This window comes from Aeromonas crassostreae, assembly GCF_054052445.1.
The window spans coordinates 59,023-84,246 of sequence record NZ_JBSTYM010000016.1; the positions used below are offsets into that span (position 1 = coordinate 59,023).

Annotated in this window: 19 protein-coding genes; 15 read left to right on the plus strand and 4 right to left on the minus strand. The window is 63.6% G+C overall.

Annotation, left to right across the window (positions count from 1 at the left end; all coding sequences use genetic code 11):
- Positions 1 to 33: 33 nt before the first annotated feature.
- From ACW5W4_RS13420 to ACW5W4_RS13440, 5 genes are read left to right on the plus strand one after another with little or no spacing between them, the layout of a single operon-like run.
- Positions 34 to 513, plus strand: a complete 480-nt coding sequence (locus ACW5W4_RS13420; protein ID WP_456689715.1) for a pilus assembly FimT family protein — start codon at positions 34 to 36, stop codon at positions 511 to 513.
- Positions 500 to 1,132 carry a type IV pilus modification PilV family protein gene (locus tag ACW5W4_RS13425; protein ID WP_456689716.1) on the plus strand — a complete coding sequence of 211 codons (633 nt, stop codon included), beginning with the start codon at positions 500 to 502 and terminating at the stop codon, positions 1,130 to 1,132. Before ACW5W4_RS13420 ends, ACW5W4_RS13425 begins: the two co-directional genes overlap by 14 nt.
- Positions 1,132 to 2,028 (plus strand): PilW family protein, encoded by an 897-nt coding sequence (locus ACW5W4_RS13430; RefSeq protein ID WP_456689717.1) that lies wholly within the window; start codon positions 1,132 to 1,134, stop codon positions 2,026 to 2,028. Before ACW5W4_RS13425 ends, ACW5W4_RS13430 begins: the two co-directional genes overlap by 1 nt.
- Positions 2,018 to 2,479, plus strand: a complete 462-nt coding sequence (locus ACW5W4_RS13435; RefSeq protein WP_234888187.1) for an MSHA biogenesis protein MshP — start codon at positions 2,018 to 2,020, stop codon at positions 2,477 to 2,479. Before ACW5W4_RS13430 ends, ACW5W4_RS13435 begins: the two co-directional genes overlap by 11 nt.
- A gap of 25 nt (positions 2,480 to 2,504) precedes the next feature.
- Positions 2,505 to 6,500: a DUF6701 domain-containing protein gene (locus ACW5W4_RS13440; RefSeq protein WP_456689718.1), complete on the plus strand. Its 3,996-nt coding sequence runs from the start codon at positions 2,505 to 2,507 to the stop codon at positions 6,498 to 6,500.
- A 613-nt stretch (positions 6,501 to 7,113) separates the two neighbouring features.
- On the opposite strand, the gene ACW5W4_RS13445 is transcribed toward ACW5W4_RS13440, so the two are convergent.
- Positions 7,114 to 7,437 carry a hypothetical protein gene (locus tag ACW5W4_RS13445; RefSeq protein ID WP_456689719.1) on the minus strand — a complete coding sequence of 108 codons (324 nt, stop codon included), beginning with the start codon at positions 7,435 to 7,437 and terminating at the stop codon, positions 7,114 to 7,116.
- Between ACW5W4_RS13445 and ACW5W4_RS13450 the strand changes: the two genes are divergently transcribed.
- From ACW5W4_RS13450 to tldD, 9 genes are all read left to right on the plus strand, one after another.
- Entirely contained in the window at positions 7,432 to 10,530 is a 3,099-nt protein-coding gene (locus tag ACW5W4_RS13450; protein ID WP_456689720.1) for a DUF6701 domain-containing protein, read from the plus strand. The two genes, ACW5W4_RS13445 and ACW5W4_RS13450, sit on opposite strands and share 6 nt — an antisense overlap.
- 196 nt (positions 10,531 to 10,726) lie before the next feature.
- Positions 10,727 to 11,767 carry a rod shape-determining protein gene (locus tag ACW5W4_RS13455; RefSeq protein WP_005308111.1) on the plus strand — a complete coding sequence of 347 codons (1,041 nt, stop codon included), beginning with the start codon at positions 10,727 to 10,729 and terminating at the stop codon, positions 11,765 to 11,767.
- Between the two features lie 41 nt (positions 11,768 to 11,808).
- The gene (gene mreC, locus ACW5W4_RS13460; protein ID WP_456689721.1) at positions 11,809 to 12,702 is read left to right on the plus strand and encodes a rod shape-determining protein MreC; all 894 of its coding nucleotides are present in this window, start codon (positions 11,809 to 11,811) and stop codon (positions 12,700 to 12,702) included.
- On the plus strand, positions 12,702 to 13,187 hold the full coding sequence (gene mreD, locus ACW5W4_RS13465) for a rod shape-determining protein MreD (RefSeq protein WP_427262448.1): 486 nt from the start codon (positions 12,702 to 12,704) through the stop codon (positions 13,185 to 13,187). Before mreC ends, mreD begins: the two co-directional genes overlap by 1 nt.
- A gap of 2 nt (positions 13,188 to 13,189) precedes the next feature.
- Positions 13,190 to 13,777, plus strand: coding sequence for a Maf family protein (locus tag ACW5W4_RS13470; RefSeq protein WP_456689722.1), 588 nt, complete (start codon positions 13,190 to 13,192; stop codon positions 13,775 to 13,777).
- An 85-nt stretch (positions 13,778 to 13,862) separates the two neighbouring features.
- Positions 13,863 to 15,332 (plus strand): ribonuclease G, encoded by a 1,470-nt coding sequence (gene rng / locus ACW5W4_RS13475; RefSeq protein WP_042001162.1) that lies wholly within the window; start codon positions 13,863 to 13,865, stop codon positions 15,330 to 15,332.
- A complete protein-coding gene (locus tag ACW5W4_RS13480; protein WP_456689723.1) occupies positions 15,332 to 19,231 on the plus strand; it encodes a YhdP family protein in 3,900 nt (1,299 codons plus the stop codon). Before rng ends, ACW5W4_RS13480 begins: the two co-directional genes overlap by 1 nt.
- 33 nt (positions 19,232 to 19,264) lie before the next feature.
- Positions 19,265 to 20,071: a carbon-nitrogen hydrolase family protein gene (locus ACW5W4_RS13485; protein ID WP_456689724.1), complete on the plus strand. Its 807-nt coding sequence runs from the start codon at positions 19,265 to 19,267 to the stop codon at positions 20,069 to 20,071.
- 70 nt (positions 20,072 to 20,141) lie between these two features.
- Positions 20,142 to 21,590, plus strand: a complete 1,449-nt coding sequence (tldD, locus tag ACW5W4_RS13490) for a metalloprotease TldD (protein WP_456689725.1) — start codon at positions 20,142 to 20,144, stop codon at positions 21,588 to 21,590.
- 144 nt (positions 21,591 to 21,734) lie between these two features.
- Here tldD and ACW5W4_RS13495 read toward each other — a convergent pair whose 3' ends face one another.
- From ACW5W4_RS13495 to ACW5W4_RS13505, 3 genes are all read right to left on the minus strand, one after another.
- Positions 21,735 to 21,938, minus strand: coding sequence for a hypothetical protein (locus tag ACW5W4_RS13495; RefSeq protein WP_427262453.1), 204 nt, complete (start codon positions 21,936 to 21,938; stop codon positions 21,735 to 21,737).
- A gap of 159 nt (positions 21,939 to 22,097) precedes the next feature.
- On the minus strand, positions 22,098 to 22,814 hold the full coding sequence (locus tag ACW5W4_RS13500; RefSeq protein WP_456689726.1) for a MarC family NAAT transporter: 717 nt from the start codon (positions 22,812 to 22,814) through the stop codon (positions 22,098 to 22,100).
- Between the two features lie 197 nt (positions 22,815 to 23,011).
- Positions 23,012 to 24,328, minus strand: coding sequence for an MFS transporter (locus ACW5W4_RS13505; protein WP_456689727.1), 1,317 nt, complete (start codon positions 24,326 to 24,328; stop codon positions 23,012 to 23,014).
- A 152-nt stretch (positions 24,329 to 24,480) separates the two neighbouring features.
- On the opposite strand from ACW5W4_RS13505, the gene ACW5W4_RS13510 reads away from it, so the two are divergent.
- Positions 24,481 to 25,197, plus strand: a complete 717-nt coding sequence (locus ACW5W4_RS13510) for a Dph6-related ATP pyrophosphatase (protein WP_456689728.1) — start codon at positions 24,481 to 24,483, stop codon at positions 25,195 to 25,197.
- Positions 25,198 to 25,224: the final 27 nt, after the last annotated feature.

The following is a 25,224-nucleotide window of genomic DNA, read 5'->3' on the forward strand; positions in this document are numbered from 1 at the left end:
CTGCCCTCTCTCTTTTTTCAGGAGTGCTGCGCCATGACGGCACAAGATGATGGTTTTACCCTGATTGAACTGGTCATAGTGATCCTGTTGCTCGGGATTCTGGCCGCCTTTGCCGTGCCCAAGTGGCTGGGCAAAGGCGGCTTTGAAACCCATACCCTGCGGGATGAGTTGGTGACCCGGCTGCGGCTGGTGCAGACCATGAACATGCACGAAGGGGTGGGTCGCTGCACCCAGCTGGTGGTGGAGGCCAACCGTTTCGCTCACCTGACCCAGACCGGGGACTGTGCTGCCACTGGGGGGATCGATGGCTGGCATCCAGACGCGCTGCGTCAGGGACGGGTCGTGACCGCCACTGGCGGTATCCAGCTCTCTCCCCTGGTCCTGACCTTTGATGAGTCGACGGGTCGCCCTTTGGGTGATTGTGCTGGCGGCTGCGACCTTGCGGTGAGCGGTGGCAGCGAGATTGCCCGGCTGCGCATTGAGGCGGAAGGATATGTTCATGCCCTCCGTTAAGCGCGCCCGGGGCTTCACCCTGATCGAACTGATTGTCGGCATAGTGCTGCTGTCGGTGGCGCTGACCGGGATCCTCGGCCTGCTGATCAACCAGGCCCCCCGCGCCGTGGATCCGGTGCAGCAGGTGCGCGCCGCCCAGCTGGCCCAGCGGCTGCTCGGGGAGATACTGCAAAAATCCTTCGATGAATACTCGGATCACAACGGCGGCCGCTACCGCTGCGGTGAGACAGTCGATGGGCAGTTTTATGGGGATTGCAGCTGTCCTCGCAATACACCCTCTTGTATCCAAAAACCACCAGAGTCAGCTATTGCCGGCTGGCAAGCAACCTATTATGGCCCCGATGGTGAGCCAGCCCCCTATGCCTACAACGACGTGGACGATTTCGATACCGCGGGCAACTGGGTGGCGGCCAATACATTTACCCGGCAGGGGAACCTGATCAGGGATGAGGAGTATCGCAACTACCGGGTGAAGATTGCGGTGACCGGCGTCGATTTTCAGGATGGCACTTTCCAGATCTGCGCTGCGCCCTGCTCAATAGGCAAGCGGATCGATCTGCAGGTGATGCTGCCGGATGAGACCGTGCTCGACTTCAGCGTCTATCGGGGGAACTACTGATGGGCAAGCCGATAGCCGTCCATCGCGCCGCCCCTGGATCCCGCGCGCTCGGTGCCAACCCGGTTCGTGCCTGCGGTTTTACCCTGGTGGAGCTGGTGATGGTGATCCTGCTGCTCGGGGTCATGGCCACCTTCGCCAGCCAGTTTATCGGCATCGGCACCCAGATCTACGGGGATGCCAGCCGCCGGGAGCAGCTGATGAGCGATGCCCGCTTCGCCCTGGAGCGGCTCAATCGCGAGGTGCGCGACGCCGTGCCCGGCTCGCTGCGTATCGAGGACGAGGCATATAACGCCCTGGATCAGGGCAGCTGTCTGCGCTTCTGGCCCATCGCCACCGCCAGCCGTTATCTTGCCCTTAACCTCGCCGTGTCAGACAGCGCATCGACACTGGCCCTGGTGATGGCGACGCCGGCCTCGGCGGCCAACCCACTGGGTGTCGATGAGAATGCCGTCAAGGCAGGGGATAAATTGGTGGTGTTTCCTGTGCCTGTGTCCAACACGGCTGAGCCCTTGCTGGAGGGGTGCGACTATGGCCGCTGCGTCGTGCAAGTGACGCAGGTGATGACCCCCCCCGTATCCGGCGCGCAGACCATCCACTACGACGGCCCGGGGCTGGATGGTTTCTCCCCCGCCAGCCGCGTCTATTTTGCCCGTGAGCAGGTGCGCTACTGCGTGACGGGCACCACCCTGACCCGGGCCAGCACCATCATCGGCGGGTCGCTGCCCGACCCGGGTGAGGGCGTATTGATGGCGGAGCATCTCCGTCCTCACTCCTATTACTTCTATCGGGAGGAGGGGGCCTTCAACGAGAGCGAGGTGGGGCTGCGACTGGAGGTGGAGCGCGGCGGTGAGCGGGTGCTCTTCAACCACACGCTGGAGCAGCTCAATGTCCCCTAGATCCCCGCGCGTCATGGCGCCCCAGGGCGGCAGTGCCATCATGGTCGCCCTGTTTGTCATCGTCATCATGGGGCTGCTCGCCGCCGCCATGGGACGCTTCCTGCTCGACAGCAGCGAGAAGAATACGGTGGAGGTGCGTGGCGTGCGGGCCCTGATGGCGGCCCAGAGCGCCGTCGAAATCGGGCTCTATCGCCTCTATCCCAACGGCCACTGGCAGGGGCAGAGCTGCAGCGATCTCAGCCTGGATCTCCCCGCCGATGCGCTGGGATTGGCGGGTTGCCGAGCCAGCCTGGGTTGTACAGAGGTGATCGTCGACCACAATGCTCGTACCACCAAGGGGTGGCGACTGACGGGTATCGGTCAGTGCGGGGATGACAGCGGCGGCGCCTCCCCCGATTTTGCGGTCAGCCGCAGCGTGATGGCGGAGGCCTTCGATGGCACCACGCCGTGAGACCCCTTGCAAGGAGCCCGCATTCATGACGTCAAGACAGCCTCTTTGGGGTCCCATGCTGTTCACCATGCTGCTGGGTGCGGCCTCGGTACAGGCGGCCGATCAGTGCACAGCCGCCTTTCTCTTCCCGGTGCAGAGTCACGCCACTCCCGGTGTGCTGAGCATGAGCAACGAGAGCAAGATCATCAGCTCGACGGTGGGAACCAGCTATCCCTTTCTCAGCAAGAACATCCAGTCGAACGCCAACTGCAACAGCGGCGGCTCTTGGGACGGGGGCACCTGGGTCTCCAACTGCAACGTCAGTGGCTCATTGGCCAGCCCGCTCAACAGTCTTGCATTTATCAGTGACCCCAATGACTTCCCGGCCAACCCCGAGGATTTTCCCTCCTACAGCGGACAAGGCGATCTGTCTTGTGATGGCGCTATCTCGCCTGCTGCAGGGGATTACAAGAGTGCATCTTGGGGTGGCAGTGAGTGCGTGGCGACCCTGAAATCGGGCCAGACCTATCGGTTCGATACCCTGTCTCTCTCCGAGGGGGCCGTGCTCAACCTCAATGGCGCGACCGTCTATGCCAGGACGCTGACGATCAAGAATGACAACAACAGCGGTTTCTATGGGGCGGGGAACCTCCATGCCAACGCGCTGATCGTCACGGGCAACGGCAAGTTATCTGGTGCGAGCGTCACAGTCTATGACCGACTGACACTCTCAACCAATTCGAGCGGCAATGTCACTGCCAGTTTCCAGCCCCATTATCTGGCTCGGGCCAGCCTGAGCGAGCAGAGCCAGATGCTCATGGCTGCGGGGGATTGGTCCATCAGAAACCTGGAGGTGCAGAACAACAGTGCCATGACCTTCCAGGGCCAGAGTACGCTGAGCGTCCATGGGCTCACAGTGGCGGGTCAGGGTCAGATCACGGCGGCGGGCAGTCGCAGCGATCTGGCCATCAAGCTCTATCAAACGGTGGAGACGGCCGACAATGCCGTCATCAATGGGTACCTGTCGGCGCATTATGTAAAAACGTTCAATATAGGGAGTTTTTCGAACCTGTACTTTAGTGGGGGCAGCCACTGGATCGATACATTGGACCTCAGCCGCAGCGGTTACGGGACCAGCTTGGTATTTCCTAGTGGCGACCAGGCCAGACTCTACCTCAAGAGTGATCTGACCCTGGCGCAAGGCCTGACAGTCAATGCCGGCGGCAAGGCCAACGACCTGATGTTCTACCACTTCGGCGAGGTGACCATGAGCGGGCAATCCAAGCTCAACGCCATCCTCTATGTGAATGCGGGTGATCTGGACATGAGCGGGGAGGCCCAGCTGACGGGGGCCGTGTCGGCGGTCAATGTCACCATGACGGATAACAGCAAGATCATCCATGAGCCCTTCGAGGGAGATTGGCCCGATATCTGCCCCTTCTCCAGCTGCAAGGATATCTTTACCGACCCTCCTACGGAAAACGCCAGTATGACGCCCCCGACGGGCGTGCTGGTGTCGCCCCTTGAAGATCTGGTGTGCAGCAAACAGGGGAGTGGAACTCGCTGTAGTGGCCATGGCAGCAACAGCTTCGCACCTGGGGATCATGACTTCAACAAGGGCAGCATCGGCAACCAGGCCGAGATTGTCGCCACCGGTGTGACGGCTCGGCTCTACTTCAACAACCTCGATCTGAGCAACGCCAGGCTCAACCTCCACAATCCACCCGAGAATCTCTTTATCTATGTGAAGGGGGATCTCTCCATCACAGGGCAGAACGAGATCAATGCCGTCCTCTATGTGGCGGGCAACATCAGGGTGGCCGGTAACGCCACGCTCGAAGGGGCGCTGGCGACGGGAGGCAACATCGATATCAGCGGGAACGGTGACTACTACTTCGATCAGGATGCCGTTGACAAGGTGGATCTCGGCGGAACCACCTGTGGGGAGGACATGGGGGGGACCAAGGTCGATCACTTCGAGCTCAGTCACTCCGGTCAGGCGCTCACGTGCAACCCGGAAACGGTGATGATCAAGGCCTGTGCCGATGAGAGCTGCTCCCAGCTCGTCACCGAGCAGGTCACCGCGACCTTGAGTGTCTCTCCCAGCACCGGCAGTAATGGCTGGAGCGACGGCAATCAGGTGACTTTCAGCGACGGCTCGACCTCGGCGCAACTGCGCAACAACACGGCGGGCGCCGTGACTATCGGTGTCTCCAGCTCGACCCCCGCATTTTTGCATGAAACCCTGTGTCGGGCCGCTGGCGGCGAGCCGAGTGTCGATGACTGCACCCTGGACTTTGCCGACAGCGGCTTCCTGTTCGATGTGCAAGATACCTATGCCAACAAGCCGCAGCAGGTGCTGATGAAGGCGGTCAAGAAAGATGACGCCAGCCAGCAGTGCGTGCCGGGCTTTGCCGATGTGAGCAAGCCCGTCAGCTTCTGGAGCGACTACATAGACCCGAATGGCAATACATTTGGCAGCAAGGTGACGGTCAATGGCAGTGCCGTCGCCACTAGCCAGGCGGCGGCCGCCACCACTGAACTGGCCTTCGATGCCCAGGGGGAGGTGACCCTGACGGTCAACTACCCGGATGCGGGCAAGATGCAGCTCAACGCCCGCCACGAGGGCAGCGGCGATAGTGCCGGGTTGGTGATGACGGGGGCGGATCAGTTTGTCTCCCGCCCGGCGGGGCTCTGCATCAAGGCGCCGCAGGGTGAGTGCGTGCGCGACGCCAATGCCACCAATGCTGACTACGCCAGCTGCCCGGTATTCAAAAAGACCGGTGAAGACTTCCCGTTGCATATCCAGGGGGTGGCCTGGCAGGCCGACGATGACGAAGATCTGTGCAGTGGCAACCTGGCGACCCCCAACTTCGTCCTGGCCGACATTGCGCTGGGCAGCGAACTGGTGGCGCCCAAGCCCGGTGTGGAGGCCGCCGTCGGCACGACCGGCTATGACCATAGCAACTCGGCCGACAACAATGACAACCTCAACCTCGTCAGCCAGTCGCTGGACGAGGTCGGGGTGTTCCAGATGACGGCGACGCCGCCCGCACTTGGCTATTTCGGTTACACCATTCCTCCGGCCAGGAGCTTGCCCATCGGTCGCTTCGTGCCGGTGGACTTTGCCTTGAGCAATGGGGTCATCACGCCTGCGTGCTACGCCGTCACCCACACGGGATACAGCTTCACCTATATGGGACAGCCCTTCACCGCCGGTTATACGTTGTCGGCCCGCAACCACCAGCAGAAGACCACCCTCAACTACCGTGACGAGTTTGCCAAGGGTCAGGTGGTCATGGTGGCGGCCAACGATCAGGATGGGGTGGACCGCTCGGCGCGGATCTCCTCGCTGCTCTCTCCCGAGTGGGCTGCCGGGGTGGCGTTGCTCGATGAAGAGCAACCCAACACTCGCTTCGAGCGTGGTGATGCGCCGGAAAATCCCCTCTCTCGGCTGGCCTTCGGGGTGAGGGTCGATGATCTGGACGGGGGCAATACCCTCATCGCCGCGCCGGACATGAATGCGGGCATTGCCGGGGATTGCGCTGCACAGTCCAACTGCGATGCGCGTCAGCTCGGCGTGCAGGATCTGCGCTATGGTCGTCTCAAGGTGGCGACCGAGCAGGGGGCGAGCAGCGCCCCCCTGGCCCTCAGGCAGGAGGTCGAGTTCTACCAGGGGGAATGGCGGATCAATGAGCTGGATGATTGCACCCTCCTCGACCTGAGCGGCTATGAGTTTACCGACCCGAACCAGGCCTATCAGGGGGCCAGCCAGACCCTGGCCTTTGACGGGGGCAGCTTAGACATTGGCCTGGGGCCGATGGCGCCGGGTTCGGTCAGTGCCAGGGTCGAGGGGGGGCTGACGTATCTGCAGCTGGGGGCGCCTAATCAGGTATTGCGGGTGCCCTATCGGGTCGATCTGTCGCAGCAACCGGACGAACCACTCTGGCTGTCGGATCCTGGCACGCTCGACGGGATCGGCATTTTTGGCAATAGCCGCGGCAACGATCGCATCATCTATCGCCGCGAATTTTTTGAATAAGGTGGTGGCGCTTTTCCCAGGGGCCGGAAATAGGAGGGGCTGGAGATAGCACTGCGCCGTTAAACAGCCTCATCTCGGCCTTTGCCTGTGGCGAGATGAGGGATACATATATTCTCATACGGTTCGTTTTTCTCACGGAGTCAGAGAGTGGTGCCTCATGATATTCATCCATGGGATGAGTCGGCATCGCGGTCTATTACGGCTGCGAATTCCAAGGAAGGAGTTTTATTTCAACGGACAGGTTGTCATTGTTGGTCAATGACGGCCTGTCCGGACTTTGTGGTATCCATCTCGAGTGGATATCGACGCCTTGGATGGAAATAGCTGACGAATGCGAAAAAATATCTTTCTCTCTTTATTGCTATGGCTCTTTGCCGCCTCTGCATCGGCCATAGATTGTAATTATGTCTTTCCGGGGCCGGCCCAGAGTCCCGACGGGGCAGGCACCCTTTATATGCAGGGCGAGTCACGCATTGAAGGCTATAGCGCTCGAGAGGTCTGTTTCAAGGAAGTGAACGGCTATCAGTGGGAGATGAGTGAAGAGGCCTGTGTCGAGGGGAAATGTGAAATCACCGGTATTCCCAGCCTGCCGCTGGCCAAACCCGATATCTTGTCAACCACCGACAGCCAGCAGCACACCATCGCCGACTGGACCGTGCCCAAGCTGGTGGTGGGCACGCAGAGCGGTTATGGCAAGGAGGTCGATAATACTCGCTGGGACATAGGTAATCTGAGTGTGTTCGGTGAGGTTAATTTTTCCGATGATTATGATGTTTATGTGATCGGAAATATGGATCTGCAAGGTGATGCCGTTGTTAATTTCAAGGCAGGGAAGACCTACTATATAGGCAATTTCAACAGCCCATCCTATGCCGCGATAAATATCATCGGCGATGAACCGATCAAGATCTTTTTCGGTGGGAACTTCTCCATGCATGGCGGGGCGACCATTTCGGGGGGCGAGCGGCTCGATATTTATGTCGGCGGCAACCTGACGGTCACCACGGCGGTAGAGATCGCCGGCTCCTATTATGTCGAGGGGGATGCCAACTTTGAAAACAAGACCATATTACGAGGTCGCATTAGTGCGCGAAACCTCAACCTCAAGGCGGGCAGCAAGATCATTTATGAGGTGGACTCCTCCTGGACCGGTGGTCCGGATCCCGAGCCGGAACCCGAACCCGAGCCGGAACTGACCTGTTACCGGGACGATTTTTCCGGCGCCCTCAGCGAAAACTGGGTGAGCAAGGTCAGTAACGGCAGCTTTACTCCCGCGATTGTCAACGGACGCCTGCGCCTGACGGAGGCGCAGAAACAACAGGCCACCTCCAGCACCTATCTCTGGCACTTTCCGGCGGCAGAGAACCTGATCACCATCACTTTTAACCACTATGCCTACGGGGGCACCTCAACCGGGGCTGATGGTATGGCCCTCGTTTTGTCTGATGCCGCCATATCCCCGGTTCCCGGCGCCTTCGGCGGTCCCCTCGGCTACGGTTTTGACAAGAAGAGCAAGCTCAATGGTTTTGCCGGCGGCTGGCTAGGGATAGGCCTGGATGAGTACGGCAAGTTCTCCAAAGAGGGTGGCTCTTACAGCCAGGGTAATCAGCTCAAGCAATCGGTGGCCCTGCGTGGCTCCGGCAAGGAGCAGGAGGGTTACCGTTACCTGACCGGTACATGTAACGATGCGACTAAGGATAAAACGTGCCTATCTCCTGCCGTGGATGGTAATGGGAGTGTTAATCATCTCTACGAGATTACTTATGACTCGCGTGACCCCTCCCAGGCGCTGGTCTCGGTCAGACGGGACACGGGTAATGGCATGGTGACCCTGGTTGAGCCCATCGATGTGCTGAGCCAGACGGGTCAGGCGCCGCTGCCGGAGCAGTTCATCCTCTCCCTGACTGGCTCGACCGGCGATAAAACCAACATTCACGAGGTCGACAATATCGAGGTGTGTGCGCTGGCATCCGAACCGGTGGGCACCCTGGTGGATCATTTCGAGCTGGTGCACAGCGGCCAGGGGCTGACCTGTAACCCGGAGCAGGTGACCATAAGAGCGTGTGCCAACCCGGCTTGCAGCGAGCTCATCACCGAGCCGGTCACCGTCCACCTGAGCCTGGAAGACAACGGCGGTGCCGGTCAGTGGGTGACGGGCGCCGATGTCACCTTCAGCGGGGGCAGCGTCACGGTCGAGCTGCGCGGCAACAAGCCGGGTGACCTTACCATGGGCGTGGCGAGCTCGGAGCCGGCCACCAAACCCTACAGCGAAACCCTGTGCCGAGCCGGGAGCGGCGAGCCGAGCGCCGATGCCTGCACCCTGACCTTCGCCGACAGCGGCTTCGTGGTGGCCATCCCCGACGGCTATGCCAACGAGCCGCTCAATGGCCTGCTCAAGGCGGTGAAGAAAGACGACGTCTCCCAGCGCTGCGTACCTGGGTTCGCCAATGTGACCAAGCCGGTGGCGTTGTCGAGCCACTATGTGGCGCCCCAGGACAACCCCTATGGCCATCAGGTCATCATCAACGATGAAGCCGTGGGGACCGCCCCTGTTACCCTGGCCCTGGCGTTCGATGACCAGGGAGAGGCGCCCCTCAGGGTGCGCTATCCCGATGCCGGCCAGATGCAGGTATCGGCCCGCTATGAGGGCACGGGCGTCGAATCCGGACTGGAGATGGAGAGTCAGGAGGGGGGCGGCATATTCGTTACCCGGCCGGTGGGCCTCTGCATCACGACCGAGCAAGGGCGGTGCGAGGCCGGTGACGTGAGTTGTCCCCTCTTTCGCAAGGCGGGGGAGAGCTTTCCCATGACCCTGCGAGCCATGGCGTGGGAGAAGGAGGAGGATGCGGACATCTGCAACGGCAATGGCACCACCCCCAACTTCGAGATGGCCAATATCGCGCTGGACAGCGAGGTGGTGGCGCCGAGCAGCGGTGTCAATGCCGATGTGCAGACTCCCGTCTACCAACACCAGCGGGCGCCGGACAGCCGCAACGATCTGGTGCAGTCACTGGATGACGTGGGGGTGTTTCGCCTGACCGCGACCCCCCAGGAGGCCTACTTTGGCTATCCCATTCCCCCTGCCCGCAGCGACCCCGTCGGGCGCATAGTGCCGTGGGACTTCGAGTTGAATGAGCCCGAGATCACCCCAATGTGCGCCGGCTTCATCTACATGAGCCAGCCGTTCAACAGCGCCTTCATCCTCTCGGCTCGCAACAAGGTGGGCGGGGTGACCTACAACTACCGGGATGAGTTTGCCAGGGGCGAGATCTCGCTGGTGGCAGCCAACCAGAGGGATGGGGTGGATCGCTCCGCTCGGCTGACCCTGAGCCCGGACGGGCAGTGGGCCTCCGGCCTCTACCAGGTCGAGCGAGGGGAGCAGCAGCTGCTGCTCAATACCCGCTTCGATCGGGGCGAGGGGCCGGAAGATCCGTTGATCGAGCTGGCGTTCGGGGTGCGTATCGACGATCGGGACGGCGGTGTCTCGGCGCTGGCGGACCTGGACATGAATCCGGCCTGGCGAGGGGATTGCCGGGAACAGGGCAACTGCGATGCCCGGCTGCTGGGGCAGGATGAGCTGCGCTACGGCAGGCTCAAGGTGGCGACCGAGCAGGGGGCGAGCAGCGAGCCCCTGGCCCTCAGGCAGGAGGTCGAATTCTACCAGGGGGGGTGGCGGCGCAATCAGGATGACAGCTGCACCGAGCTGGATCTGAGCGGCTATGAGTTTACCGATCCGGGTCAGGACTATCAGGCGGCCAGCCAGGCCCTGAGCTTCAACGGCGGCAGCATCAGCATTGGCCTGGGGCAGACGGCATCGGGATCGCGCATCGCCAGGGTCGAGGGGGGGCTGACGTATCTGCAGCTGGGGGCGCCCAACCAGGTGTTGCGGGTGCCCTACAAGGTGGCGCTGTGGCAGCAACCGGACGAGCCGCTCTGGCTGTCGGATCCTGACACACTCGAGGGGGTTGCCATCTTCGGCAACAGCCGCGGTAACGATCGCCTCATCTACCGGCGAGAATACTTTCGCTAGGCCGGGCTCGCCGGGGGGCTAACTCCTTTGTGGTCAGGAAGATAAGACGGGAACGGCGCCAAACAGTGAGTGATGACTCGCATTTATTGTCGCGCAGGGGGGCTTGCCATCCCCTTGCGCCCTTGCTCATTGGGATAGGCATTGGTAAAGTTAGCCGGTTTTCTGCTCCCCCAAATTCTTAGGATTTCCCGTAGCCATGTTCAAAAAGCTCAGAGGCGTCTTTTCCAACGATCTGTCGATCGATTTGGGAACTGCCAACACCCTGATCTACGTAAAAGATCAAGGGATCGTCCTTAACGAACCCTCAGTTGTCGCCATTCGCCAAGAGCGCGGGAATGCCAAATCCGTCGCGGCTGTCGGTCATGCCGCCAAGCAGATGCTGGGTCGAACCCCGGGCAACATCTCCGCTATCCGTCCGATGAAGGACGGCGTCATCGCCGACTTCTACGTGACCGAGAAGATGCTGCAGCACTTCATCAAGCAGGTTCACGACAACAACTATTTCCGCCCCAGCCCCCGTGTGCTGGTGTGCGTGCCGTGCGGCTCAACCCAGGTGGAACGTCGCGCCATCAAGGAATCCGCCCTGGGCGCCGGCGCCCGCGAGGTTTACCTGATCGACGAACCCATGGCTGCCGCCATCGGTGCCGGCCTGCCGGTCTCCGAAGCGACCGGCTCCATGGTGGTGGACATCGGTGGCGGTACCACTGAAGTGGCCATCATCTCCCTGAACGGCGTGGTCTACTCCCAGTCCGTGCGCATCGGTGGCGACAAGTTTGACGAGGCCATCATCAGCTACGTGCGTCGCAACTACGGCAGCCTGATCGGGGAAGCCACCGCCGAGCGCATCAAGCACGAGATCGGCTCCGCCTACCCGGGCGAAGAGGTGCGCGAGATCGAAGTGCGCGGTCGCAACCTGGCCGAGGGCGTGCCCCGCAGCTTCACCCTGAACTCCAACGAGATCCTGGAAGCGCTGCAAGAGCCGCTGTCCGGCATCGTCTCCGCCGTCATGGTGGCCCTGGAGCAGTCCCCGCCCGAGCTGGCGTCCGACATCTCCGAGCGCGGCATGGTGCTGACCGGTGGTGGCGCCCTGCTCAAAGACATCGACCGTCTGCTGATGGAAGAGACCGGCATCCCGGTCGTCGTGGCCGAGGATCCCCTCACCTGCGTCGCCCGCGGCGGCGGCAAGGCGCTGGAGCTGATCGACATGCACGGTGGCGATCTGTTCCACTACGAATAAGACCCAAAGCCGGCCGAGCGCCGGCTCTTTTTTGACGACTCATGAAACCCATTTTTGGTAGAGGCCCTTCGCTTCAGTTACGGTTGTTTCTCGCCGTCATCATCTCGGTTGCTGCCATCGTCGCGGATTCCCGCTTCGGTGTGTTCAGCCACGTCCGCGTTTATCTGAGCTCCCTGGTCAGCCCGCTGCAATACATGGCCAACGCCCCCGGCACCCTGCTCGACACCATGTCGACCCAGGTGCAGACCCGTGCCGACCTCATCGAACAGACCAAGCAGCAGGAGCAGCAGCTGTTCACCCTGCGCTCCCGTCTGCTCAAGATGGATCATCTGGAACACGAGAACCAGCGGCTGCGGGAACTGCTCGGTTCTCCCGTCCATAACGAGTCCCGCAAGATGGTGGCCGAGCTGCTGTCAGTGGATTCCGATCCCTTCAGCCATCAGGTGCTGATCAACAAGGGGGCGCTGGACGGCGTCTACAACGGCCAGCCGGTGATCAACGATCAGGGGGTGGTCGGTCAGGTGCTCCATGTGGGCTCCACCACCAGCCGGGTGCTGCTCATCACCGACGCCAGCCACGGCATTCCGGTGCGGGTGCTGCGCAACGACTTGCGCGCCATCGCCTCCGGCAGCGGCGAGCTGGACAAGCTGGAGCTGCGCAACCTGCCGCGCAACACCGACGTTCAGGTCGGCGATCTGCTGGTCACCTCGGGTCTCGGCGGCCGCTTCCCGGAAGGCTACCCGGTGGCGACCGTAACCCGCTCGGACTACGTGGAGGGCAAGCCCTTCGCCCAGGTCGAGGCCAGGCCCCTGGTGGCGCTGGACAGGCTGCGCTACCTGCTGCTGCTGTGGACCGACAAGACCCCTGAGGTCCATGACGAGGAGGCGAGTGCCCCGACCACGCCTGTCGCCCCGGCCGCGGGGGCGACCCCCTGATGCTGCAACCCGCGAGCGGGCGGTTCTGGATCTGGCTCTCGGTCATGCTGGCCCTGAGCCTCTCCATCATGCCGCTGCCCCATCAATTCGAACCGTTTCGCCCGGACTGGCTTGCCATGGTGCTGATCTACTGGGCGCTGGCGCTGCCCCACAGGGCCAATGTCGGCACCGCCTGGGTGGCGGGCCTGCTGCTGGACGTGCTGCTCGGCAGCACCCTCGGCGTGCGGGCCATGGCCATGGCCATCACCACCTATCTGGCCGCCTTTCAGTTCCAGAAGATCCGCAACTTCTCCCTCTGGCAGCAGGCCTTCATCATAGGGCTGCTCTCCCTGGTGGGTAAGCTCACCATCTTCTGGGCCGAGCATCTGTTCGGTCGTGCCAGCCTCAATTTTGCCTATTTTTGGTCCACCCTCTCCACGATGTTAATATGGCCCTGGGTGTTTCTGGTGCTGCGCAAGGTGCGCCGCCGCTTCAATATCAAGTGATTATGAGCAAACACAACGAACTGCAACTCTATCTCGCCTCCGGCTCGCCCCGTCGTCGTGAGCTGCTGACCCAGTTGGGATATCGCTTCGAGGTGCTCAGGCTGGATGTGCCGGAACAGCGCCTCGAAGGGGAGAAACCTCAGGACTACGTCTGCCGCCTCGCCCGCGACAAGGCGATGGCCGGTCTGGCCGTCGCGCCGAGCGCGCTGCCGGTGCTGGGTGCCGACACCATAGTGGTGCTCGGCGATCGGGTGCTGGAGAAACCATCGGATTTATTCGACACCAAGGATATGCTGGAGGCACTCTCAGGCAAGGTGCATCAGGTGATGACGGCGGTGGCCCTGGCCACCCCGGAGCGCTGCGACGTGCGGCTGGTCACCACCAACGTGGCGTTTCGCAAGCTGGACGAGGCCGAGATCGAGGCATACTGGCGCACCGGCGAGCCCTGTGACAAGGCCGGGGCCTATGGCATTCAAGGGATAGCGGGCAAGTTCGTCAGCCGCATCGAGGGGAGCTACAGTGCCGTGGTCGGCCTGCCCCTGCTGGAGACGGATCTGTTGATCAAGGGACATCTGGAACAGGCGGGCTGAGTCTCCTCGCGTTCTACCCCGTTACCTCCTCCGCCCTGCGCCGGATGGCTGCCCAGAATTCAAACTAGAACAGACAAGGTAACTTATGTCGGTAGAACTGCTGGTGAACGTCACCCCCTCAGAGACCCGGGTCGCCCTGGTCGAAAACGGCCTGCTGCAGGAAGTGCATGTGGAGCGCCAGGCCAAGCGCGGCATAGTGGGCAACATCTACAAGGGCAAGATCAGCCGGGTGCTGCCCGGCATGCAGGCCGCCTTCGTCGACATCGGCATGGACAAGGCCGCCTTCCTGCACGCCTCCGACATAGTGCCCCACACCGAATGCGTGGCGGTGAAGGAGAAGGAGCAGTTCCAGGCGGGCAACATCGCCGAGCTGGTGCGCCAGGGCCAGGACATCATGGTGCAGGTGGTCAAAGACCCGCTCGGTACCAAAGGGGCCCGCCTCACCACCGACATCACCCTGCCTTCCCGCTATCTGGTGTTCATGCCGGGCAGCGCCCACGTCGGCGTCTCCCAGCGCATCGAGTCCGAGGCGGAGCGCGAGCGGCTCAAGCGCACCGTGGCCGGCTATGTGGACGATCTCGGTGGCTACATCATCCGCACCGCCGCCGAAGGGGTGGGGGAGCAGGAGCTGGAGCAGGACGCCGCCTTCCTCAAGCGGCTGTGGCGCAAGATCCTCGAGCGCAAGCAGAAGTATCCCCCCTGCAAGATCCTCTACGAGGATCCCAGCCTGGCGTTTCGGGTGGTGCGGGACTTCGTCGGCGCCGAGCTTGACAAGATCCGGGTGGATTCACGCCAGAGCTTCGAGGCGCTCAAGCGCTTCACCGAGGAGTACGTGCCCGAGCTGGCCGGCAAGCTGGACTACTACGCGGGCGAGTCCCCCATCTTCGATCTCTACGACGTGGAGAACGAGATCCAGCGTGCCCTGGAGCGCAAGGTGGAGCTGAAATCCGGCGGCTACCTCATCATCGACCAGACCGAAGCCATGACCACGGTGGACATCAACACCGGCGCCTTCGTCGGCCATCGCAACCTGGAAGAGACCATCTTCAACACCAACGTCGAGGCGACGGCGGCCATCGCCCGACACCTGCGCCTGCGCAACCTCGGCGGCATCATCATCATCGATTTCATCGACATGCAGTCCGAGGATCACCGCCGCCGGGTGCTCCACAGCCTGGAACTGGCGCTGGCCAAAGACAGGGCCAAAACCAACGTCAACGGCTTCTCCCAGCTCGGCCTGGTGGAGATGACCCGCAAGCGGACCCGGGAGAGCCTGGAGCACGTGCTCTGCTCCGAGTGTCCCGAGTGCAAGGGCCGCGGCCGGGTCAAGACGGTGGAGTCGGTCTGCTTCGAGATCCTGCGGGAGATCATCCGGGTCAACCGCGCCTACGACGCGGATCAGTTCACCGTCTACGCCGCCCCGGCGGTGTCCGACTATCTGCGGGGGGAGGAGTCCCACAGCCTGGCGGAGCTGGAAGTCTTCATCGGCAAGCAGGTGCGGGTCATCAGTGAACCCCTCTGCGGCCAGGAACAATTCGATGTGGTGATGATGTAGTGATCTATCGCTGGTTGAGTCGGGGCTGGCTGGCCCTGGGCATCTTCTTCGTACTGCTGGCCATCCTGGTCAGTCTGGTACGGGTAGGGGGGCCTTTGCTCAACCAGCATCGTCAGGCCCTGCTCGATCAGCTGCTGATGGATACCCAGCTCGAGGCCAGCGTGGCCGCGGTCGGGCTGGACTGGACCCGGCGCGGACCGGCGCTGACCCTGAGCGATTTCACCCTGGCCCGGGATTCGGGGCGCTTCTCGGTTCGCTTCGGCAAGGTGTGGGCCCACCTCGATGCCTGGCAATCCCTGCAACGACTCAGGCCTGTGTTTGGGGAGTTGCAGCTCGGTGACGGGGACATTCACCTCGATCTGAGCCAGCCGGCCGGTGCCAGCACCGATCGGCCAGACGATCAACAACGGGCTTTGCTGCGCTTCCTGCTGACCCAGCTCGACACCTTCGATGTGCACGACACCCGCGTCAGCGTCACCACGGCGTTGGGGGCGGTGCGCGCCCTCAATGTGGCGAGCCTGCGCTGGCAAAACGGCGGCAGTCGTCATCAGGGGGTGGGCAAGGCCTACCTGGTGGAGGGGGTGGGAGAGAGCACCCTGGACCTTATCGTCGACGTGACCACCCCCTCCCACCGGCTCGATCGGCTGGAGGGGCAGATCTATCTGGGGGCAAACCGGCTCAACCTGGGGCCCTTGCTGGCCCGCATTCACCGGGGCGAACCCAGGGTGGAGGGCCAGCTCGACTTCCAGCTGTGGAGCAGGTTCGCCGACGGCCGGGTGGGGGACTCCCTGCTGGCGTTTGGCGATAACTACCTCATCTGGCAGGACCCCAAGGACGGGGCCCATCGCCTCGACCTCAAGGATGGCAAGGTGCAACTGCGCCGGGACGGGGATGACTGGCAGCTCGCCAGCCACGAGATGACCTTCAGGCTCGATGGCAGGCCCTGGTTGCGCAGCCGGTTGCAACTGGAGCGGACAGGCAACCGGATCCAGGGCTATGTGCCCTCGGTGGATCTCGCGCAGATCGCCAACCTGAGCCAGCTGGTCTCCGGCCTCTATCCTCGCCTGACCGAGACCCTCAAGCAGACCCGACCCGAGGGACAGCTGCAGTATCTCATCCTCCAGGCCGATGGGGACTGGCAGGGGCTCTCCCTGAACGGCCGCCTCTCCCACCTCAAGGTCACCGCCTGGCAGGACGTGCCGGGGGTGAGGGATCTGAACGGCGAGTTCTGGCTCACCCCCAGCGGCGGCAGCGCCCGGCTGGCGATGCACAAGGACAAGCTGGATCCGGCCCGCCACTTCAAGCGGGTCATTCCCATCGACGACTTCTCGGCGCGGCTCGACTGGTGGCAGGCGCCACAGGGCTGGGTGCTCTACGGCCGGGACATCGCCCTGGACAACCCGGACCTGACCCTCGCCAGCCGCTTTCGACTCGACTTGTTCGAGCACCCCTTCCTCGCCCTGACCGGGCGCATCGACGTCAAGAATGCCGCCCATTCCGACGGCTACTTCCCGTTGCAGGTGATGGACAAGAGCCTGGTGGACTACCTGAGCGGCGCCATCCAGGGGGGGCAGGCCAAGGGGGCGGATCTGCTCTGGTACGGTGAATTCAAGGATTTCCCTTATGCCAAGGGAGAGGGCATCTTTCAGGTGGCCGTGCCCCTCGAGGGGGCACGTTTCCAGTTCGATCCCGGCTGGCAGCCCCTCACCGATCTGCAGATCGATCTGCTGTTCCAGAACGCCAGCCTCGACATGCGCAGCCGCGCCACCCGGCTTGGCAAGGCGAGTTCCGACGATGTCCATGCCTGGATCCCGGATCTCTACCCCGGGGCCCACCTCCTGATCGACGCCAGGGTGGCCGGGGAGGGCAAGGCCATCAGCGACTATCTGCAGGCGTCTCCCCTGAAGGGAACCGTGGGACAGGCCCTGAGCGCGCTGGAGGTGCGCGGTCCACTCAAGGGGACCGTCAAGCTCGATATTCCGCTGGATGGTGAAGGGGAGGTGAAGGCCGAGGGCCACGCCGACTTCAACAACAACCGGGTGCGGGTGGCGGCCCTGGATCTGCCCCTGACGCGGGTGCAGGGCCGGCTCGACTATGACAACGAGCAGACCCGTTTTCGCGGCCTCAAGGCCAGCCTGTGGGATCAGCCCCTGACCCTGGACTATCTGGGCAAGCAGACGCCTGGAGGTTATCGGGTCGATCTCGGCCTCAAGGGAAGCTGGGACAGCACCCGTCAGCCGGCTCAGATCCGCAACCTTGCCATCTTGCAGGGGCGCAGCGACTGGCATGGCAAGCTGGTGCTGAACCTGCCGGAAGGCAAGCCGTTCAACTTCCAGTTCGGCCTCGACAGCAACCTGCAGGGCATGGCCCTCACCCTGCCCACCCCCCTCGCCAAGGCGGCGGGGACGCGTCAGCCCCTCAAGGTGAGCGTGCGCGGTCAGGAGGGGGTGGCCGAGATCCACGGCGCCCTCGGGTCGGACGTGACGCTGCAGAGCAGCCTGGTCTATGGCGAGGCGAGTCCCTACCTGCGGCGGCTGCGGCTGGACGTGGGGCGGGCGGGCAATAGGGTGCTGCGGGACAAGCCCATGGTGATCGCCATCAATCAACCCGGCGCCGATGTGGCGGGCTGGCTCGCCGCGCTCGGTCGCTGGCTGCCGGCGCGAGCCGATGGCGCCGCCGCCCTGGTGGGGCCCTCCTTCCTGCCCGAGGAGTGGTGGGTGGATGGCCAGATCGCCCAGGCGCGGCTGGGCAGCGCCCTGCTCAAGGCGGTGCAGTTCACGGTCGGCCCCGTGGCCGGAGCCACCGAGGTGATGATTGACAGCCCGGACGTGATGGGGGTGGTGCGCATCCCCCTGGCGGCCGGGCAGCCGGTGGATGCCAGGTTCGCCCGCATCCACTGGTCCGGCAGTAGCCAGGATCTGCGGCCCAGGGCCGACGCGAGCCAGGACAGGGCCATCATGGCCGCCGTGCCCTGGCTCACCTTCAATTGCGTGGATTGCCGCTTCGGCGAGCTGCCCCTGGGCGCGATCAAGGGGGAGCTGGTGCCCTCCGTCGGCAAGGTGAGCCTCAAGGGGTTCGAGATGGCGCTGGCCAACAGCCGCCTCGGTGGCAGCGCCGACTGGCTCGCCACGGCCACCGGCATGGAGACCCGGGTGCGGCTTGAGGCGAGCAGCAAGAACAGCGAGCTGCTGCTCAAGCGGCTCGGCTACACCTCCCCCATCGGCGATGCGCCGGGCAAGGCCAAGGCGAGCCTCAGCTGGCAGGATGTACCCTACCGCCCCCAACTCGGAAGCCTGGCTGGCAAGGTCGACTATCAGCTGGAGGGGGGCACACTGCGGGAGGTCAACGACAAGGGGGCGCGCCTGCTCTCCCTGCTGAGCCTGGACTCCTTGCTGCGCAAGCTGCGCCTCGATTTTCGCGACGTGTTCGACAAGGGCTTCTACTTCGAGTCCATGTCCGCCAGCGCCGACATCAACCAGGGGGTGGCCCGCAACAATGACTTCTACATGAAGGGCGCCGCGGGTAATCTCAGGGGAGAGGGGGTGCTGGATTTCGTGCGCTGGCATGTGGATTACGACCTCAGCTTCTCCCCCAATCTGGGAGGCACGCTGCCGGTGGTGGCGGCCTTCTCCCTGACCCCCATCACCGGACTCTATGTGCTGGCGCTCTCCAAGCTGCTCGAACCCGTGGTGGACGTGATCACCCGCATCGATTTTCGGGTCTCGGGCCCCATCGATTCCCCCAGACTGATCGAGGCGGGCCGCAACCGGGCCATGATCAAGCTCAATCAGGAGCAGAAGCAGGCGGTGGACGCCGTGGCGCCGACCCTGGCGCCCGAGAGTCAGGAGGTGAGCCCCTTCCTGCTCAACCCCAAGCATGATGGCCCGTCCCAACGCTGAGACCCCATCCTGGTAACGAACAAGGAGTGTGTCATGTGGTTATGTGCGATGCAGCTGGTCTCTGGCAGGAGCTGGGCCGATAACCGGGTCCGGATCGCCGAACAGCTGGCGGCCCTGCCCCCCGAACGGCCCTTGCTGGTGCTGCTGCCGGAAAACTTCGCCCTCTTTGGCGAACGCCAGGGCTATCTGGACGGCGCAGAGGCCCTGGGGGAGGGCCCGATCCAGACCCAGCTGGCCGCCTGGGCGCGGGAGTACGGGATCTGGCTGCTGGCCGGAGCCATGCCCACCCGCATCCCGGGGGCTCGCCATATCCACACCAGCTCCCTGGTGTTCGATCCCAACGGCGAGCTCAAGGGCCACTACCACAAGATCCACCTGTTCGACGTGGACGTGGCGGACAATCACGGTCGCTACCGGGAGTCGGAGACCTTCAGCCCGGGGGATGCGCCTGTGCTGGTGGACTCCCCCTTTGGTCCCCTCGGCCTTTCTATCTGTTATGATCTGCGCTTCCCCGAGCTCTATCGTCAGCTGGCCCGGGCCGGCGCCCGGGTGCTGCTGGTGCCCGCCGCCTTCACCGCCGTGACCGGCGAGGCCCACTGGGAGCCGCTGCTGCGGGCCCGCGCCATCGAAAACCAGTGCTACGTGGTGGCCGCCAACCAGGGGGGCACCCACGAGACGGGGCGCCAGACCTGGGGCCACAGCATGGTGATCGACCCCTGGGGCCGGGTGCTCGCTTGCCAGCCGACCGGCTGCGGCCTGGTGTTGGCGAAGATGGAGCTTGGGCTTATCGACGAATTGCATCGCACCATGCCGGTGCTGACCCATGCCCGTTTGTTGTGATGGTGTGGCTTGTTGCCAACCCGTCGGCAAGACGATTTAAAACAGCTCGTTACGAGAGTGGAGAAGAAGATTGAGTCTATTGAGCCAGGTGAGTGCCTCCCTGTTGGCCCCGAACGACCTCGACGAAGGGCGGCTGCAACAGCTGCTCGGCAGCCTGATGAGCCATCAGGTGGAGTTTGGTGATCTCTATTTCCAGCGCAGCTGGCACGAGTCCTGGATGCTGGAGGACGGCATCGTCAAGGATGGCAGCTACAACATCGATCAGGGTGTGGGGGTGCGCGCCGTCAGCGGCGAGAAGACCGGCTTCGCCTACTCGGACGAGTTGAGCCTGCGGGCCCTGACCCAGTCCGTCACCGCCGCCCGCGGCATCGCCGCCGCAGGGGGAGAGGGCAAGGTGAAGGCCTGGGCCAGAACCTCGGCCAACCTGCTCTACCCGGCGCTGGATCCCCTGCAGACCCTGGACAAGCACCAGAAGATCGCCCTGCTCGAGCAGATGGACAAGTTCGCCCGCAGTCTGGATCCGGCGGTGAGCCAGGTGATGGCCTCCATCAATGGCGTCTACGAGGAGATACTGGTGGCGGCCACCGACGGTACCCTGGCCGCCGACGTGCGCCCCCTGGTGCGGCTCTCGGTCACCGTGCTGGCGGAGCGGGACGGGCGGCGGGAGCGGGGCAGCGCCGGTGGCGGTGGCCGCTTTGGCTACGACTGGTTCCTGGAGCTGGATGGCCTGAAGAGCCGGGCCTTTGGCTATGTGCGTGAAGCCGTGCGCCAGGCCCTGGTCAACCTCGACGCCATCGATGCCCCGGCCGGCACCATGCCGGTGGTGCTCGGCGCCGGCTGGCCCGGCGTACTGCTGCACGAGGCGGTGGGCCACGGCCTGGAGGGGGACTTCAATCGCAAGGGCTCGTCCGCCTTCTCGGGGCGCATCGGCGAGCAGGTCGCCTCCAAACACTGCACCATAGTCGATGACGGCACCCTGCCGGGGCGTCGCGGCTCCGTCTCCATCGATGACGAGGGGACGCCGGGGGGTTACAACGTGCTCATCGAGAACGGCATCCTCAAGGGCTACCTGCAGGACAAGCAGAACGCCCGCCTGATGGGGGTGCCGCTCACCGGCAACGGCCGGCGCGAATCCTACGCCGCCCTGCCGATGCCGCGCATGACCAATACCTACATGCTGGCGGGTCAGTACGATCCGGCGGAGATCATCGCCTCGGTGAAGAAGGGGATCTATGCCCCCAACTTCGGCGGCGGCCAGGTGGACATCACCTCAGGCAAGTTCGTCTTCTCCGCCTCCGAGGCCTACCTCATCGAAGACGGCAGGATCACAGCGCCCATCAAGGGGGCGACCCTGATCGGCAACGGGCCCGAGGCCATGAGCCAGGTCTCCATGGTGGGTCACGATCTTGCCCTGGATCGCGGGGTCGGGGTCTGCGGCAAGGAGGGGCAGAGCGTGCCGGTCGGGGTCGGCCAGCCCACCCTCAAGCTGGATCAATTGACCGTGGGTGGCACCCAGTAGCCTGGGTCAGCCGCGTAGCGGAATCCGACAAAGTCAGTGGCAGTCAAACCCCGGCCGGTGCCGGGGTTGTCCTATCTGGCTGGCGCCGAGCCAACAAAAAACCCGGTCAGTTGACCGGGATGGGCGAGCCGGGGTGACGGCGGGTCAGTTGGCCGAGATGGCCTTGGCATCTATGTAGAACCGCGCCTTGCCTTGGGGATCGACCCTGATCTGGGCCAGCAGACGGTTGGATCGCTTGTACTCCCATCTGGTCTGGATCCGGGTCAGGGCAGGACTGGCAGCACCGACCACATTCAGATATTCATGAAACAGGCTGTAACTGCCAATCTCGGTCAGCGTCTTTTCCATTTATCTCTCTCCTGGAGTGACTGGGGTCCGGGTGCAACGCTAACAGCCGCTCCCTGAACCGCCACTGTATGAAAAATGAGCCGAGTGAGCGGCGTGCCCATAATGTGATCGGGCGCACCCGTGGCGATGGCTGCCGGGGTGACATGACACCGTCTTCAGTCAGGGGTGGCGGGCTTCTTGCCGCTGTTCGAGAGCCCCGGCGACCTGGGGCAGGGAAGGGGCCGCCTGGGTCATGGTTGCGCCGTGGAACACGGGATCCTGTGCCACCTCCTTGACCCCGTTGATGCAGAACTGCATGCCCATGCACACCAGCAGGAAACCCATGATGCGGGTCATGGCGTCGATGCCGGTGGCACCGAGCAGCTTGCAGACCGGATCCGCCAGCTTGAGCACGCCCCAGCTGATCAGACTCATCAGGGCGAACGCCGTGACCACGGCGCCGTAGATGACGACGCGGTTGTCGTCGGCGGGCAGCTCGGCGATCTGGGCGGCGCCGCTGATCACCAGGGCCATGGTACCCGGGCCGCACATGCTGGGCATGGTGAGGGGCACGAAGGCGATGCTCTGGTTGATGTCGGCGTCTCCCCCCTGGGTCGGGGCGGGGAACAGCATGCGAAAGCCGATGAAGGCGATGATGAGGCCACCGGCCAGGCGCAGGCCCGGGATGGAGATCCCGAACAGATCCAGGATCGAGGAGCCGATGAAGAAGCTGACGCAGAGGGTGGCGAACAGATAGAGGGCGGCCAGGTTGATCTGGCGGCGCAGGTGTTCGCGCGACATCCCCTTGCTCAGCCCCAGCAGCAGGGTGGCCGTGGTGGGCGGGTTGACCATGGGCAGCAGCGCCAGCAAGGCGAGAAATACGACCTGAAAGAACATCTTGAGCCTCGAATGAGTTGAATGGGGACCAGCCCGGCAGCGCCTGGCTCAGGGGAAGGCTAGCTTATGTCGGCCATGCTGAACACAGGCCATATAGCCGCGCCCCGACCGGAGTCGGGACGCGCGTTATCGGACGGATTGAGACTGGCGTTGCCGCTGACTGCGTTGCCGCAACCAAAGGGCCATGCCTGGGTGCATCAGGCCGCCTGTGGCACGACCTGACGCTGGCTGCGCTGCCGGGACCAGAGGAAGAGGCCGAGCAGGAAGCCGAGGGCCGACAGGGCCATCACATAGTGGGAGGGCGCCAGTACGTCGTGCTTCATCCAGAGCGTGACCAGCATGGGGGTGAGGCCACCGAAGATGGCGTAGGCCACGTTGTAGGAGAACGACAGCCCGGAGAAGCGCACCACGGCCGGGAAGGCGTTGACCATCACATAGGGCACGGCGCCGACGATCCCCACCGCGAAGCCCGCCAGGGTGTAGAGGGGAACCAGCTGCTCGGTGCCGGCCTGCAGACCGTGGTAGAAGGCGTAAGAGGCGCCGGCCAGCAGCAGTGAGCCCAGCACGAAGGTGGGGCCGCTGCCAAGGGCATCGATGAGGCGACCGTAGAAGATGCAGCCCAGGGTGAGGGCCAGGATGGCCAGGGAGTTGGCGGTCAGGGCATCGGCCGGGCTGACTCCGTGCAGCTTCTGCAGATAGGTGGGGGTCATCAGGATCACCACCACTATGCCGGCGGAGAGCAGCCAGGTCAGCAGCATGGAGACGATGACGCTGCCCTTGTGCTCGCGCAGCACCGTCTTGAGAGGCAGCTCCTCGGCCAGGGTCTTGTTGGCCTGCATCTCGGCGAACACCGGGGTCTCGTGCAGCCAGCGGCGCAGGTACATGGCGACGATGCCGAACACGCCGCCGAGGATGAAGGCCAGGCGCCAGCCCCACTCGCTCACCTCCAACGGGCTCATGCCGCGGTTGATGGCGGTGGCCACCAGGGAGCCGAGCAGTATGCCGGCGGTCAGCCCGGCGGTGAGGGTGCCGCAGGCGACCCCGATGCGGCGGGCGGGCACATGTTCGGCCACGAAGACCCAGGCGCCCGGCACTTCACCGCCGATGGCGGCCCCTTGCAGGATCCGCAGCAGCAGCAGCAACAGAGGCGCCGCTATGCCGAGGGCGGCATAGGTGGGTAGCAGACCGATCAGCAGGGTGGGCAGCGCCATCATGATGATGCTGAGGGTGAACATGCGCTTGCGGCCGATGAGATCGCCGAAGTGGGCCATGATGATGCCCCCCAGGGGGCGGGCCAGGTAGCCGGCGGCGAAGATGCCGAAGGTCTGGAACTGGCGCAGCCACTCGGGAATGTCGGCGGGGAAGAAGAGTTCGCCTATCACTACGGCGAAGAAGACGAAGATGATGAAGTCGTAGAACTCGAGGGCACCGCCGAGGGCGGCAAGACTCAGGGTCTTGTAATCCTGCCGGTTGAGTGGACGGGCATGGCCATCTGATTGGGCGACTGTTGTCATATCCTTATGTTTCCCCATTATTTTTTCATTATTGTTCCCCCTTGTACTGGGGTACGCTCACCCTCGAGAGTATGCTTTTGTGTCCCTGGGTGTAAATCGCGCAATGTGCAACACAGTCTTGCAATCCTGTGGTGCCATGAGGAGAGAAACGAATGAAACAACGGGATGTCGCCCCCACACGGGTCCTGCTCTCCTGGAGTAGCGGCAAAGACAGCGCCTGGGCCTTGCATCGCCTGCGCCAGGATCCGGACATCGAGGTGGTGGGCCTGTTTACCACCCTCAACCAGGCGTTCGAGCGGGTGGCCATGCACGGGGTACGCAAGCAGTTGCTGATGGAGCAGGCCGAGTGCGTGGGGCTGCCACTGCACTGCATCGATCTGCCCTGGCCCTGCAGCAACGAGGAGTATGGCCGGATCATGAGGGGCTTCATCGCGGGCGTGGTGGCCAGTGGAGTCCGCCATATGGCATTTGGCGATCTCTTCCTCGAGGACGTGCGCGCCTATCGAGAGAAACAGCTCGAAGGGACGGGCATCAGCCCCCTGTTCCCGCTCTGGGGCAGCGATACCGCGCAACTCGCCCGGGAGATGATGGCCGCCGGGCTCAGGGCCCGCATCAGCTGCCTGGATCCTCGCAAGCTGCCGGCCACCCTGGGGGGTCATGCCTTCGATGACGCCTTGCTGGCGGCCCTGCCCGCGGGGGTGGATCCCTGCGGTGAAAACGGCGAATTCCACACCCTGGCCTTTGATGGCCCCATGTTCCGGCGGCCGCTGGCGATACGGGTGGGGGAGAGCGTGCTGCGGGATGACTTCCTGTTTACCGATCTGCTGCCGGCAGACCCGGAGGAGGGGGCGGCCTGCGCGCCCGCCTGACGAGGGCGATCGGATGGGGATCCCTCG

Excerpts from the sequence above, each read along its gene's own strand:
- ACW5W4_RS13420 (WP_456689715.1), top strand. The coding sequence starts at position 34 with ATGACGGCACAAGATGATGGTTTTACCCTGATTGAACTGGTCATAGTG.
- ACW5W4_RS13425 (WP_456689716.1), top strand. The coding sequence starts at position 500 with ATGCCCTCCGTTAAGCGCGCCCGGGGCTTCACCCTGATCGAACTGATT.
- ACW5W4_RS13430 (WP_456689717.1), top strand. The coding sequence starts at position 1,132 with ATGGGCAAGCCGATAGCCGTCCATCGCGCCGCCCCTGGATCCCGCGCG.
- ACW5W4_RS13435 (WP_234888187.1), top strand. The coding sequence starts at position 2,018 with ATGTCCCCTAGATCCCCGCGCGTCATGGCGCCCCAGGGCGGCAGTGCC.
- ACW5W4_RS13440 (WP_456689718.1), top strand. The coding sequence starts at position 2,505 with ATGACGTCAAGACAGCCTCTTTGGGGTCCCATGCTGTTCACCATGCTG.
- ACW5W4_RS13450 (WP_456689720.1), top strand. The coding sequence starts at position 7,432 with ATGCATGGCGGGGCGACCATTTCGGGGGGCGAGCGGCTCGATATTTAT.
- ACW5W4_RS13445 (WP_456689719.1), bottom strand. The coding sequence starts at position 7,437 with ATGCATGGAGAAGTTCCCACCGAAAAAGATCTTGATCGGTTCATCGCC.
- ACW5W4_RS13455 (WP_005308111.1), top strand. The coding sequence starts at position 10,727 with ATGTTCAAAAAGCTCAGAGGCGTCTTTTCCAACGATCTGTCGATCGAT.
- mreC (WP_456689721.1), top strand. The coding sequence starts at position 11,809 with ATGAAACCCATTTTTGGTAGAGGCCCTTCGCTTCAGTTACGGTTGTTT.
- mreD (WP_427262448.1), top strand. The coding sequence starts at position 12,702 with ATGCTGCAACCCGCGAGCGGGCGGTTCTGGATCTGGCTCTCGGTCATG.
- ACW5W4_RS13470 (WP_456689722.1), top strand. The coding sequence starts at position 13,190 with ATGAGCAAACACAACGAACTGCAACTCTATCTCGCCTCCGGCTCGCCC.
- rng (WP_042001162.1), top strand. The coding sequence starts at position 13,863 with ATGTCGGTAGAACTGCTGGTGAACGTCACCCCCTCAGAGACCCGGGTC.
- ACW5W4_RS13485 (WP_456689724.1), top strand. The coding sequence starts at position 19,265 with ATGTGGTTATGTGCGATGCAGCTGGTCTCTGGCAGGAGCTGGGCCGAT.
- ACW5W4_RS13495 (WP_427262453.1), bottom strand. The coding sequence starts at position 21,938 with ATGGAAAAGACGCTGACCGAGATTGGCAGTTACAGCCTGTTTCATGAA.
- ACW5W4_RS13500 (WP_456689726.1), bottom strand. The coding sequence starts at position 22,814 with ATGTTCTTTCAGGTCGTATTTCTCGCCTTGCTGGCGCTGCTGCCCATG.
- ACW5W4_RS13505 (WP_456689727.1), bottom strand. The coding sequence starts at position 24,328 with ATGACAACAGTCGCCCAATCAGATGGCCATGCCCGTCCACTCAACCGG.
- ACW5W4_RS13510 (WP_456689728.1), top strand. The coding sequence starts at position 24,481 with ATGAAACAACGGGATGTCGCCCCCACACGGGTCCTGCTCTCCTGGAGT.